Raw genomic sequence first — 13,394 nt, 5'->3', positions numbered from 1 at the left:
AGAAACAGAAGAGATTGAAGAGTACTATGATGTACCGATTTTCATGCAGGCAGAAGCGAAAGAAAGAGAAGATGATATCTTTGAACCGTTTCAGCTGGAAGTAAGAAAGCAACCTGTTGAAGAACAGCAGCCTCAAAAAGCGGCATTCTCTCCGCAAGTGGAGCTGTTCGGCCGTGCACAAGCAGTGCTGAATGAAACGGATGCGCAAGAGGACTCTGGGTACTCACAGCGTGATGAGAATGCACTATATCTTACGAAGTTGTTTACAAAGGAGCGAGATGAAGAGTTTACAAAGATGCGTATGTATTTTGTGCAGCAGGGAGATACAGTGGACTCCATTGCAGAGCGATACGACATTACAGTTCAGCATTTAACGCGTATCAATGGTTTAGACGATTTGTACGTGCAAGAAGGAAAGATTTTATACATTCCCGTGGCGAAGCCGAGAGCAAAGTCGTAAAAAGAAGTGTGAGCGAAGAATTTTCTTCCTCACCTCTTTTATTTTTCGTGAAGAAAGGATCGTCCATCATATGGAAAGCGAAGTGAGAGACCGATATGCTCCCATTCTGCAATCATACAGGCTGAAGCCTGAGCATTTGGAAGAGTACGGAAACGTTATGAAAGTATACACAAATCAAGGTCCCTATGCTTTGAAAAAGTTGCGTCCCAAACAGCTTGAGCGTAGCAACTTTATGCAGCATCTGCAAGTTTTGGCCGAAAAAGGGTTCACCAACTTTGCTCCGGTTTATCATACGAATGATGGACAATATATATTGTCTGACAGTGAAGGTTATTATTATTTAATGCCCTGGCTGGACACATATGAACAAAAGGGAGAAGAAAACGACGAATATCATAAAATGTTTCAAACGCTTGCCGGGATGCATCAAAAAACGCTGCGTGAAGAGAAAATTACGGAAGAAATGCTTCAGCAACACTATGATTCGTTATCAGGGCGTTGGGAACAGGAACGGAATACGATTGAGCAGTTCATAACCGATTGTGAGGCAAAATGGTATATGTCTCCGTTTGAGCTGCAATATTGCACATATTATCACCAAGTTGTGCGGGCGCATGAATTTGCCTCTAAGAAATTAGAGGAGTGGCATGAGGCAATGAAGGAAAAAGAAACGACACGCATCGCTTTGATTCACGGCAATGTATCCATGAATCATTTTCTGTTCGATCATCAGCGAAACGGCTATTTCATCAGTCTGGAGCAATCCCAGTTTTCTACACCTGTACAAGATATTGTTCAATTCTATCTGCGCTCTTTCAACACATATCCGATTGCAAGAAATGACCGCTATGAATGGTTCCAGGTGTATCAGAAAACTTTTCCGTTCACAAAAGAAGAGAAGCAGCTCATGCTGGCGTATTTGGCCTATCCTCAAAAATTTACAAAGCAAGTGATGCGGTATATAAGTTCGGAGCAAAACAGAGACGATCGGCATGAGTTTAACGCTGTCAGCCGGTTGCAGGAGGTGCACTGGCTAATTAGCAATACGGAGTTTTTCGTATCACAGATTCAAATGGCAGAATATCAGGCAGAGCAAAGCCGGCAGTCGTAAAAAAAACCTCTCCGGGCGGAGAGGTTTTTTACGGCTGCTGAAAATGTGTGCGAATAGTCAAAGCAATAAAAACAACGAGCAGGATGAGATCAAGAAAAGTAGGAATCAACAAGGTCCGAATTGCTTGAAATACAGTAAGCGGAATAATAAAATCATACAGCACAGACTGTATATTTCGAAGCCAGGACGGCGTTGCAAAATTGTAGGTGCGCTTATAGCGTCGCATGGTTTGCCCTCCGTAAAATAGCGATAACACTATTACGATATGATAGGTATTCGTCTAATGTGCCTTTTAACACTTTTTTGTTTTTCGGTGCATATATTATAAAAAACTTGGCTAACCTTATTGACGATTACCGTTTTCTTTTTTAGACTATAGTGTATAATATATTGAACATCATAAATGCTTGGACAGGGAAGAGTACAGCGTGCTTGCGTCTTTCAGAGAGAGAAATCATTGGTGGGAGATTTCTTAGATGACAGCGTTCGAAGGTCGCCCTTGAGCAGCTTCTTTGAAATAAGAGTAGGAGAAGCCGGGTGTAACCCGTTACATTGTTGAGTGTGCAGATTTTTTGCTGCAAAAAAAGGTGGTACCGCGAATATGACTCCATTCGTCCTTTTATAGGGATAAATGGAGTTTTTTATTTTTTGAAGGAGGGAAAACAGATGACGGAAAAAACGTTACCGACAAAATATGATCATACGTCCGTAGAAGAAGGCCGCTATAAATGGTGGCTTGAAGGAAAATACTTTGAAGCAAAAGGGGAGCCGGATAAGCAGCCATACACAATTGTGATCCCGCCTCCAAACGTAACAGGAAAGCTGCACTTAGGACATGCTTGGGACACAACATTACAAGACATCTTAACGCGTGCCAAGCGCATGCAAGGATACGATGTGCTTTGGCTGCCGGGTATGGACCATGCGGGCATCGCAACGCAAGCGAAGGTAGAAGGAAAGCTTCGTGAAGAAGGTGTAACGCGTTACGATCTAGGACGTGAGAAGTTTTTAGAAAAGGCATGGGAATGGAAGGAAGAGTATGCATCTCATATACGTGCACAGTGGGAAAAGATCGGATTAGGTCTTGATTACTCCCGCGAGCGCTTCACGCTTGACGAAGGATTATCTGCTGCGGTGCGCGAGGTATTTGTTACTCTGTACAAAAAAGGACTTATCTACCGCGGTGAATATATTATTAACTGGGATCCTGCAACTCGTACAGCTTTATCTGATATCGAGGTTATTTACAAGGATGTGCAAGGCGCATTCTATCATATGCGTTATCCGCTGGCTGACGGCTCCGGTTATATCGAAGTAGCGACAACTCGTCCAGAAACGATGCTTGGCGATACTGCGATTGCAGTACATCCGGAAGATGAGCGCTACAAGCATTTGATTGGCAAGACAGCTGTTCTCCCAATCGTCGGCCGCGAAATTCCTATCGTTGGCGATGACTATGTGGATATGGAATTCGGTTCAGGAGCTGTAAAAATCACGCCAGCTCACGATCCGAACGACTTTGAAATTGGGAACCGCCACGATTTGCCTCGTATCCTTGTTATGCATGAGAACGGAACAATGAATGAAAAGGCAGGGAAATACGAAGGTATGGACCGCTTTGAGTGCCGCAAGCAAATCGTTAAGGATTTACAGGAGCAGGGCGTTCTCATCAAAATTGAAGAGCATATGCACTCCGTTGGCCACAGCGAGCGCAGCGGTGCAGTAGTTGAGCCGTATTTATCCACGCAATGGTTCGTAAAAATGCAGCCGCTGGCAGATGCAGCAATTGCGCTTCAGCAGCAAGAAGAAAAAGTAACGTTCGTTCCAGATCGTTTTGAAAAGACATATTTACGCTGGATGGAAAATATCCGCGACTGGTGTATCTCTCGCCAGCTTTGGTGGGGTCACCGCATTCCGGCCTGGTATCATAAAGAAACAGGCGAAATATACGTAGATGCAAATCCGCCTGCAGATATCGAAAACTGGGAGCAGGACTCCGACGTATTGGATACATGGTTCAGCTCCGCGCTTTGGCCGTTCTCCACACTTGGCTGGCCTGACGCGAACGCAGAAGATTTCAAGCGTTACTATTCTACGGACGTATTGGTAACGGGTTATGATATCATCTTCTTCTGGGTATCCCGTATGATTTTCCAAGGGTTGGAATTTACAGGCCAGCGTCCGTTCAAAGATGTATTGATTCACGGGCTTGTTCGGGATTCGCAAGGCCGTAAGATGAGTAAGTCTCTTGGAAACGGTGTTGATCCAATGGATGTTATCGCACAGTACGGCGCTGATTCTCTTCGCTATTTCTTATCCACAGGAAGTGCGCCAGGGCAAGATTTGCGCTTCAGCATGGAGAAGGTAGAGTCCACTTGGAACTTTATTAATAAAATTTGGAATGCATCTCGTTTCGTATTAATGAACCTTGGTGAAATGAAGCACGAAGATTTGGATCTGTCCGGCAGCATGTCCGTTGCGGATAAATGGATTTTGACACGCTTGAACGAAACAATCGAGAGCGTAACGAAAAACTTGGATAAATATGAGCTTGGCGAAGTAGGCCGCGCATTGTACAACTTTATCTGGGATGACTTCTGCGATTGGTATATCGAAATGGCAAAGCTTCCGCTTTACGGGGAAGACGAAACGGCGAAGAAAACAACTCGTTCCGTGCTGGCTTACGTACTAGAAAGCACAATGAAGCTATTGCATCCATTCATGCCGTTCGTAACAGAAGAAATTTGGCAGCACCTTCCGCATGAAGGCGAGTCCATTACAGTTGCAAAATGGCCGACAGCACGCGAAGATTTAGCAGACAGCAAAGCGGCAGAGGAAATGCATCTTCTCGTTGAGATTATCCGCTCCGTTCGTAATATCCGTGCGGAAGTAAATACGCCGCTCAGCAAGAAAATACAGCTTTATATTAAAGCGAAGGACGAAGCGGTGCTCGCAAGTCTAGAGACAAACAGCTCCTATATTGAGCGTTTCTGTAATCCGAGCGAGCTGGTTATTGCTACAGACGTACAGGCGCCGGAAAAAGCGATGACAGCTGTTGTAACGGGAGCAGAGCTATTCCTTCCTCTAGAGGGCTTGCTGAACCTTGACGAGGAAATCAGCCGCTTGGAAAAAGAGCTGAAAAAGCTGGATGCAGAAGTTGAGCGTGTTCAGAAAAAGCTTGGCAACGAAGGATTCGTAAAGAAGGCACCGGCTCAAGTTATTGAAGAAGAGCGCAAAAAAGAGCAAGACTACCTTGAGAAACGCGAAGCGGTTCGCGCACGTTTAGCAGAAATCAAGAAATAATAAGATAAGCACCCAACAAGGATATAATAAGTTCAATTGGCATTAATGAAAATTTTTTCGCTATGTCATGGATATAACAAACCTTGTTGGGTTTGTTTTGTAGATAAGAAACCGCTAAAATTACAGGAAATAGAAGTATGAGTTTTCCGAAGGGGGATCATTATGATTCATACATATCAGGAAGCGGTGGATTGGATTCACAGCAGACTGAAATTCGGCATTAAGCCAGGGCTTGAGAGAATGGCATGGATGCTTGAACAGCTGGATCACCCGCAGCGAAGAATAAAATGTGTTCATATTGCCGGTACAAACGGCAAGGGATCAACGGTGACCTATATGCGTTCCATTTTGCAAAAGGCGGCGTACAAGGTCGGAACATTTACATCACCGTACATCGAAAGCTTTAATGAGCGTATCAGTATAAACGGCGAGCCGATTGCAGACGCGGAGCTTGTGCAGCTTGTGAATGCGGTAAAGCCTGTTGTGGAGAAACTGGAGGAAACAGATCTCGGTGCCGCTACTGAATTTGAAATCATTACCGTTATGGCATTTTATTATTTTGGATTCCAAAATATATGCGACATTGTTTTGCTTGAAACAGGACTAGGCGGACGCTACGATTCCACAAACGTGATATATCCCGTGCTCAGTATCATTACCACAATTGGTCATGACCATATGCATATTCTTGGCGAAACGTTGGCGGAAATTGCCGAGGAAAAGGCTGGAATCATTAAGTCTGGTGTGCCCGTAGTGACAGGTGTGCTGCAGCAGGAAGCGGCAGAGGTCATCCATGCGGTGGCAAAGGAAAAGCGGGCAAAGGTGTATCAAATCGGCCGTGATTTTTCTATTCAGCACTTGTATTCGGGAGCAAAAGGAGAAGCTCTTTCTTTTGGATGCCCGTTTCATACGTTAGAGGAAGCCTTTATATCTATGAAAGGGACACATCAAGTTCACAATGCCGCTCTTGCGCTCATGGGGATGTACTATTTAAAAACGTATCAATCCTTCCTTATTGAAGAGCAGCATATACGTGATGGACTGCGAGAGGCATTCTGGCTCGGACGCTTTGAACAGCTTTCCTCATCACCGGCAATTATTATTGACGGGGCTCATAACCCTGAAGGTGTTGAAAGTCTTGTACAAACGATGCAGGCGCATTATGGAGACAAACGTATTACAGTCTTGTTCAGTGCCTTGGGAGATAAAAAAATTGATGAAATGGTCGAAAAGCTGGAAGAGATTGCGGACCGCATTATATTTACAAGCTTTGCCTTTGCGCGTGCTGTATCTCCGCAGCTTTTGGCGGCGCACTGTCGAATACGAGAAAAAGAAGTATATGAAGATTGGCAGTACGCGCTTGATACAACGATGCGAGGCTTAAACGAGAACGATGTATTTCTTATTACCGGCTCGCTCTACTTTATTTCAGCCGTGCGCAAATACTTGAAACAAACAAAAAGCAAATAGCCGTTTAGGCTGTTTGCTTTTTGTTTTTCGACAGTTCTATAAAGCTCCCTGCAAGAATACAAATGAAATATGAGATAAATTGACGAACCTTTACTGACAAATCTCCCGTTCTTTTTTTTTAGAACTGTGCTACCATTCGCTTTAGAAAGGAGATGGGGTCATGGACAAGCATTCTCCCAAAATATCCATCAAGGTAAACGGTACGGAAACAACCTATGTAGAAAGAGAGAAACAACCTGCAGGAGAGGCCGCGGTGCTTCCTAAGATAGAGGCGCCAAATAATATCGTTCCTTTTCGGGCGGAGCATGAAGCCGCTATGTCAGATAAACGAACGGCTCGTACAGGAAAACGCATTGCCGTCACAGTTGGGGCCGCAGTGCTGCTTGGAACGGGCTTTGGTGTGACTGTTCTTCATATGCTGAGCGGAAGTGAACAAGAACAAAAAATAGTGCCTGCCGCTGTGACTGCAGTAAATCCTCAGCCTGCTGCCCAACCGAAGAAAGAAGCATCCGCTTCTTCAGTCACCCTCCAGCCGATACAGGCGTACGTTATGCAGGGAGCCGTATTTTCTACAAAAGAGAAGGGACAGGCTTCAATTGAAGAATGGAAGAAAAAAGGCGTCCCTGCTTCTCTTCGTACGAAAGACGGCAAGTTTTATTTGCTGACAGCTGTTGGAAATGATGAGCAAGCTGTAAAAGCGATTGGAGGAGGATATGAAGCAAAAGGCGCCGTTTCATATTTCAAACCATGGAGCATCGAACAAAAAGAAATTCCAAAAAACTATGAAAAGTACGCTTCGTTGCTTGTAAAAACAGAAGGGCTTCTAGCGGCGATCTTACAGCAATCGTCACTTTGCTTCACGTCAGGGAAAACGGATGAAAAAGAATGGGCGCGCATTGAGAAAGATGTGCAAGCTGTTGTGAAGGAAGGCAAGAATGTTGATAAGGAAGCAGTCAAAAAGCTTCTTACGTATACATCCCTCTCTTATGATGCGTTGAAGGATTATAAAACGAAAAAGAACTCCGAAACTTTTACAAAGCTGCAGCAGCTGTTGCTTGATGGTCTCACCTCTTATGAAGGAATAGCTGCAGGAGCAGAAAATCCATAGATGGTAAAGGAAAGAGGAAGAAGGCAATCTTCTTTCTCTTTTTTCTGCAAAAAAGAAAAGGTAAAATGACATTTTCTCAAATTGTGAGAAATGATAACATTTGATACGATGGAGAGGTATCTTCCTCTAAATCGAAAAAGGTAAGGAAAGGTGATAAGATGAAACGCCTCATTCTAGCTTCAGGTTCTCCGCGTCGGAAAGAACTTCTTGAACTTCTTCAAATTCCATTTGAAATTTACGTGAGTCAAATTGAAGAGATTGTAGATGAACAAATGGCCCCGAGCGAGGTTGTTATGTCGCTGGCGCAGCAAAAAGCTCAAGATGTAGCGAAGCAATATGATGATGCAGTTGTACTGGGAGCTGATACAATTGTGACGTTAAACTCCCGCATTTTAGGAAAGCCCAAACATACAGAGGATGCAGCCGAAACGCTTCGTTTACTGGCAGGTCAGACTCATGAAGTGTTTACAGGAGTAGCTATTGTTTCTCGGGAAAAAACAATGACGTTCTATGAGCGTACAGAAGTGACGTTTTATGAGCTGACAGAAGAGGAAATCCGAGCTTACATAGAGACAGGCGAACCGCTTGACAAGGCAGGCAGCTATGGGATTCAAGGCGCAGGCGCTGTGCTTGTGCAAAAAATCAGCGGTGATTATTACTCTGTTGTAGGACTTCCGATTGCACGTGTAATACGAGAACTCAAGACATTCTTATAGGAGGTACGGGAGTGAGAACAAGCTTCATTCGCGATGTTGCCAAGGACGATCAGCCGCGGGAAAGGCTTTTAGCAGAAGGAACAGGGAGCCTGTCCAATACAGAGCTGCTTGCCATTTTGCTTCGAACAGGATCGAAAGATGAATCTGTTCTGACATTAGCGAATCGAATTTTATATCATTTTGACGGATTACGTCTATTGAAAGATGCTACAATGGAAGAGATTACAGAAATTCATGGCATCGGAGTGGCGAAGGCTGCGCAGCTTTTAGCTGCTTTTGAGCTCGGCCGGAGAATGGTGAGACTGGAGTATAAGCAGCGCTACAGCATCCGCAATCCAGAGGATTGCGCCAAGTACATGATGGAAGAAATGCGTTTTTTGCAGCAGGAGCATTTTGTTTGCTTATACTTAAATACAAAAAACCAAGTCATCCACAGGCAAACAGTATTTATCGGCAGTTTAAATGCTTCTATCGTGCACCCGAGAGAGGTGGTGCGCCCATAAGGGCATCTAGGAAATCTGCTCTTGCAAAGCAGTAGGGAAATATCACAATTTACACCCTATCATCAGCCAACTTATCCGAAAGGGAAACCAGACGGGGAGTGTAGCATGTTGGAAAAGCTATTAGTTGACTAGTTACCGAGTCATGACTGGATGGCGAGATGAAATCTCATGGACAAGGATGAAAGCTGGATTGTCTGAATGATAACTCAAGGGGGGCGACGGGGACCCATAGCGGAAGGTAACTATAAACGCTATGCAAAATGGGACATATCTTAAACACTTCGAGATATGTCGTGTGATGCCATTTTGACCAACTTCTATATAGGAGTAACGAGTGAAAGTCACATCCGAAACCATGAAAAGCAACTGTTCCTAAATGTCTAAATGGGGATTACCTAAGTTGGAATGCTCACTGTACGAGCTATGACATCAAAGTGTCTGAATATCCAATATGGTAACGGAACTCTCGTAGTAGTCCGAGGTAAGGAAAGCTTACTACATGGCGAAGGAGAGTAGTTTATCAAGTTTAATACAAAATTGGGAAGGAGCGCGAGGCTCTATGAGAAATCCAAAAGTAGTGTTAAACAGTCTAGCTTCCAAATCAACTGATACTAACTATAAATTTCAGCGGCTATATCGCAATCTATATAACATTGAATTTTACCTAGATGCTTATGAGAAAATCTACCCAAACAAAGGTAGTAACACCAAGGGAGCAACCGAAGACACAATCGACGGAATGAGCATCCGAAGAATCCAGAATCTTGTAGGCAAAATAAGAAACCAGAGCTACCAGCCTAACCCTGCAAGACGAGTTTATATCCCGAAAAAGAATGGTAAACTACGTCCCTTGGGGCTACCTACATTCGAGGATAAGCTAGTTCAAGAAGTAACAAGAAGAATACTAGAGAGCATCTACGAACAACAATTCTCAGACAACTCACACGCTTTTCGCCCACATAAAAGCTGTCATACCGCACTAAAACAAATTAAGAACACCTTTACAGGATGTCGCTGGTTTATCGAAGGAGACATCAAAGGCTTCTTTGATAACATCAATCACCATACGCTAATCAATATTCTTAGAAAAAGAATTCAAGATGAAAAGTTCATTAACTTAATCTGGAAGTTTCTACGAGCAGGATATGTAGAAGAATGGGTATTTCATAAAACATATAGCGGCACCCCACAAGGTGGCATCATTAGCCCAATTCTTTCTAATATCTACCTTAACGAACTAGACGGATATGTAGAGGAATATATGTCACAGTTTAATAAAGGCGATAAACGAAGACATAATCTTATCTACCACAATTTGGCTTCCAAAATCAATTATAAAAAGTATAAGAATAAGCGTGAATGGTCAACTCTCAATAAGGAAAATAAAGATGAGAGAGCGACAGAACTCAAGGAGCTGTATAAAGAACTAATCAAACACGACAGTAAAGATCTATTTGACTCAAACTATCGAAGATTGAAATACGTAAGGTACGCAGATGACTTCTTAATGGGCGTTATAGCTAGTAAGACCGAAACTGAGAAAATCAAACAAGAGCTAACAAAATTTCTAGCTGAAAAGTTAAATCTTGAACTAAGCGAAGAGAAAACTCTGATAACTCACACATCTAAGAAAGCACGGTTTCTTGGATATGACATTAAAGTGGTTAGGGACTGGCAGACAATGAGGATGCCCAATGGAACACAGAAACGTAAGTTCAACTTCCAAGCGAGACTTTATGTGCCACATGAGAAATACGTCAAAAAACTCATTGACCTGGGTGCCTTAGTACTAGGTAAAGACAATGTTTGGAAGGCGACACATCGACCATATCTTTTGAAAAATGATGATGTAGAAATAATCATGACATACAATGCAGAAATCAGAGGGCTGTACAACTACTATAGATTAGCAAGCAATGTTCACGTACTACAGTCTTTTCGACAAACCATGAAGTATAGCATGATGAAAACATATGCGAACAAATACAAACGGACAATGGGACAAATGATTGACAAATTCTCAATCAATGGAAAGCTTGGAATCAGATATAAAACAGCCCAAGGTGAACGTATCGCATATTTCATCGATCAAAGGATGGAGAAGAACACAAAAATCAAAAGTGAAGATGCCGATATAGAACCGCTAACGTTAAAATACGGTGGCAGAACGAGTCTCATCGATCGCCTTTTAGCTAATGAATGTGAATGGTGCGGAGCAACTAACGTATCTCTCGAAATGCATTATGTAAAAAAGTTAAAAGACCTAAAAGGAAAAAAACGATGGGAACAATATATGATTGCGAGGAAACGTAAAACCATCGCGATGTGCGTAAAATGCCACCATGACTTACACAATGGGAAGTTAGACTGATAAATGGAAAGCCGTATACCTGGAGACGGGTACGTACGGTTTGGAGGGGAGTCCTTGGAAACCTGCTTAGGTGACTGAGCAAGGCGCTGGGGGCTTACCCTACTACCGCGAAGCGTTCCGCCGCTCGGCAGCATCTCTTATTTGTCTTCATAATCATCCATCCGGAGATCCTTCTCCAAGCCGGGAAGACATAGAAGTCACCAAAAGATTGGCGGAGTGTGGTAAGATAATGGGGGTTGAACTTTTGGACCATATCATCATTGGCGAACACCGCTTTGTCAGTTTAAAGGAAAAAGGTTATATTTAATACTATTCATTTGTTTCATTTTGTTTTATAATGTGTTTTATGAGTTTTTTATAGGGTTTAGCTAACAATAAGAAAAGTGAAATGTAGAAACGTTTTGTTTTTGAAATAAAAGCAAAGTATTTTCGTTTTAGAAAGGAAGATACACGAATGTTTGGATTTGGTGGTTTTACTCGTGACCTTGGAATAGATTTAGGAACAGCAAATACGCTTGTATATGTAAAAGGAAAAGGTGTTGTTGTGCGCGAGCCGTCTGTTGTGGCTATGCAGACAGATTCAAAGCAAATTGTGGCAGTCGGCAACGATGCGAAGAAAATGATTGGCCGTACACCAGGAAACGTAGTGGCGCTGCGCCCGATGAGAGATGGTGTAATTGCTGACTATGAAACAACAGCAACAATGATGAAATATTATATTAGACAAGCACAAAAATCGAATGGCTTTTTCTCTCGCAAACCTTACGTGATGGTATGTGTGCCTTCTGGCATTACAGCAGTAGAAAAGCGTGCGGTTATTGATGCTACTCGTCAAGCAGGGGCGCGTGACGCGTATCCGATTGAAGAGCCGTTTGCGGCGGCAATCGGTGCGAACTTGCCGGTTTGGGAGCCGACAGGAAGCATGGTTGTCGATATTGGCGGCGGTACAACAGAGGTTGCAATTATCTCTCTTGGCGGTATCGTAACAAGCCAATCCATTCGCGTAGCCGGCGATGAAATGGACGAGTCCATCATCCAATACATCAAGAAAAACTATAACCTGATGATTGGGGAGCGTACATCAGAGGCGCTTAAATTAGAAATTGGTTCTGCGGGCAGTCCGGAAGGCATTGAACCGATGGAAATTCGCGGCCGTGACTTGATTACAGGATTGCCAAAGACAGTTTTAATTAAACCGGAAGAGGTTGCAGAAGCCTTGCGTGATACTGTTGCGGCGATTGTAGAATCCGTGAAAAACACTTTGGAAAAGACGCCGCCTGAATTGGCTGCTGACATCATGGACCGCGGTATTGTTCTGACAGGAGGCGGTGCATTGCTCCGCAACTTGGACAAGGTCATCAGCGATGAGACAAAAATGCCGGTTCTTGTAGCGGAAAATCCATTAGATTGCGTAGCGATCGGAACAGGAAAAGCACTCGACAATATCGATCTATTCAAAACAAAATTAAGTTGATTTAAGAGGGTGTAAGCGTGCCACAGTTTTTCTTAAACAAGCGTCTGATTGTTTTATTAGTAAGTATTATCCTTCTCGTGGCATTGATTGGAATTTCGTTAAAGGAACGTCAAAAGCTAACATGGCCGGAGCAATTTATTAAAGATACTGTTGGAGTTGTAGAAAGAGTTTTCGAGAAGCCTGCACAAGCTGTGGCGGGCTTCTTTCAAAATATTGAAGATATCAAGAGTACGTACGAAGAAAATAAAGTGCTGAAAGAAAAATTGGACAAATATGCAGAGCTTTCCTCCAAAGTGGGCGAATTAACAAAGGAAAATGAAGAGTTTCGCTCAATTCTTGGAAAGAAAGAATCTCTTCGTGACTACAATCCGCTTCATGCAACGATTATCGGACGAAATCCTGATAAATGGTATGATTTAGTAGCAATCGATAAGGGCGCCCAACAAGGCGTTAAAAAAGATATGGCAATCATTACAGAAAAGGGTTTAATTGGAAAAGTGAAAAGCGTTTCGCAATTCACTTCGACTGTAGAGTTGCTGAGCTCTTTAAATCGAACAAATCGTATCTCTGCGTTTGTACAGGGCGATAAAACCATCTTCGGCTTAATTGAAGGGTACGACAAAGAAAAGCAAGCGCTTGTGTTTACAAAAATTCCATCCGACGCAAAGATTAAGAAGGATCAAGTAGTCGTTACGTCTGGTTTGGGAGGCATTTTTCCAGAAGGCCTTGTAATCGGAACAGTGATAGATGTGACACCTGATGATTACGGACTAACACAAACTGCGTATGTTAAGCCAGCTGCTGATTTAAATGACATTAACAATGTTATGGTTGCAAAGCGGACGATGCTGACAGCGCAAGATGAACTCAAGTAAAGG

10 protein-coding genes, 2 pseudogenes and 1 other annotated feature are annotated in these 13,394 nt (G+C 43.2%); of the genes and pseudogenes, 11 read left to right on the top strand and 1 reads right to left on the bottom strand.

Going from position 1 to position 13,394, the window contains the following annotated elements; genetic code table 11:
• A partial coding sequence (locus tag H540_RS30895; RefSeq protein ID WP_162144561.1) for a LysM peptidoglycan-binding domain-containing protein occupies positions 1-460 on the top strand: 460 nt, incomplete at its 5' end.
• A gap of 70 nt (positions 461-530) precedes the next feature.
• Entirely contained in the window at positions 531-1,571 is a 1,041-nt protein-coding gene (gene ysxE / locus H540_RS0125345; protein ID WP_028402953.1) for a spore coat protein YsxE, read from the top strand.
• A 28-nt stretch (positions 1,572-1,599) separates the two neighbouring features.
• Here the strand turns inward: ysxE and H540_RS0125340 are convergent, their stop codons facing one another.
• Positions 1,600-1,797, bottom strand: coding sequence for a hypothetical protein (locus tag H540_RS0125340; protein ID WP_028402952.1), 198 nt, complete (start codon positions 1,795-1,797; stop codon positions 1,600-1,602).
• 173 nt (positions 1,798-1,970) lie between these two features.
• Positions 1,971-2,193 (top strand) — a binding site (T-box leader).
• 44 nt (positions 2,194-2,237) lie between these two features.
• On the opposite strand from H540_RS0125340, the gene H540_RS0125335 reads away from it, so the two are divergent.
• From H540_RS0125335 to mreC, 9 genes and pseudogenes are all read left to right on the top strand, one after another.
• Positions 2,238-4,874 (top strand): valine--tRNA ligase, encoded by a 2,637-nt coding sequence (locus H540_RS0125335; protein ID WP_034671933.1) that lies wholly within the window; start codon positions 2,238-2,240, stop codon positions 4,872-4,874.
• Between the two features lie 162 nt (positions 4,875-5,036).
• The gene (locus H540_RS0125330) at positions 5,037-6,344 is read left to right on the top strand and encodes a bifunctional folylpolyglutamate synthase/dihydrofolate synthase (RefSeq protein ID WP_028402950.1); all 1,308 of its coding nucleotides are present in this window, start codon (positions 5,037-5,039) and stop codon (positions 6,342-6,344) included.
• 160 nt (positions 6,345-6,504) lie between these two features.
• Entirely contained in the window at positions 6,505-7,452 is a 948-nt protein-coding gene (locus H540_RS0125325) for a hypothetical protein (protein ID WP_028402949.1), read from the top strand.
• A 158-nt stretch (positions 7,453-7,610) separates the two neighbouring features.
• The gene (locus tag H540_RS0125320; RefSeq protein ID WP_028402948.1) at positions 7,611-8,168 is read left to right on the top strand and encodes a Maf family protein; all 558 of its coding nucleotides are present in this window, start codon (positions 7,611-7,613) and stop codon (positions 8,166-8,168) included.
• Between the two features lie 26 nt (positions 8,169-8,194).
• Positions 8,195-8,665 (top strand): annotated as a pseudogene (radC, locus tag H540_RS30890) (RadC family protein); the annotation flags it as partial.
• A gap of 565 nt (positions 8,666-9,230) precedes the next feature.
• Positions 9,231-11,042 carry a reverse transcriptase/maturase family protein gene (locus H540_RS0125310; RefSeq protein ID WP_028402947.1) on the top strand — a complete coding sequence of 604 codons (1,812 nt, stop codon included), beginning with the start codon at positions 9,231-9,233 and terminating at the stop codon, positions 11,040-11,042.
• A 103-nt stretch (positions 11,043-11,145) separates the two neighbouring features.
• A pseudogene (locus H540_RS30885) lies at positions 11,146-11,349 on the top strand (JAB domain-containing protein); the annotation flags it as partial.
• Between the two features lie 147 nt (positions 11,350-11,496).
• The gene (locus H540_RS0125300) at positions 11,497-12,516 is read left to right on the top strand and encodes a rod shape-determining protein (protein ID WP_028402946.1); all 1,020 of its coding nucleotides are present in this window, start codon (positions 11,497-11,499) and stop codon (positions 12,514-12,516) included.
• 17 nt (positions 12,517-12,533) lie between these two features.
• Positions 12,534-13,391 carry a rod shape-determining protein MreC gene (gene mreC, locus H540_RS0125295; protein ID WP_028402945.1) on the top strand — a complete coding sequence of 286 codons (858 nt, stop codon included), beginning with the start codon at positions 12,534-12,536 and terminating at the stop codon, positions 13,389-13,391.
• The last annotated feature ends 3 nt before the right edge of the window (positions 13,392-13,394 follow it).

Source organism: Ectobacillus panaciterrae DSM 19096 (assembly GCF_000430785.1).
In the GTDB taxonomy this organism is placed as follows: Bacteria; Bacillota; Bacilli; order Bacillales; family Bacillaceae_G; genus Ectobacillus; species Ectobacillus panaciterrae.
This window is presented reverse-complemented; position numbering and strand designations above follow the sequence as displayed.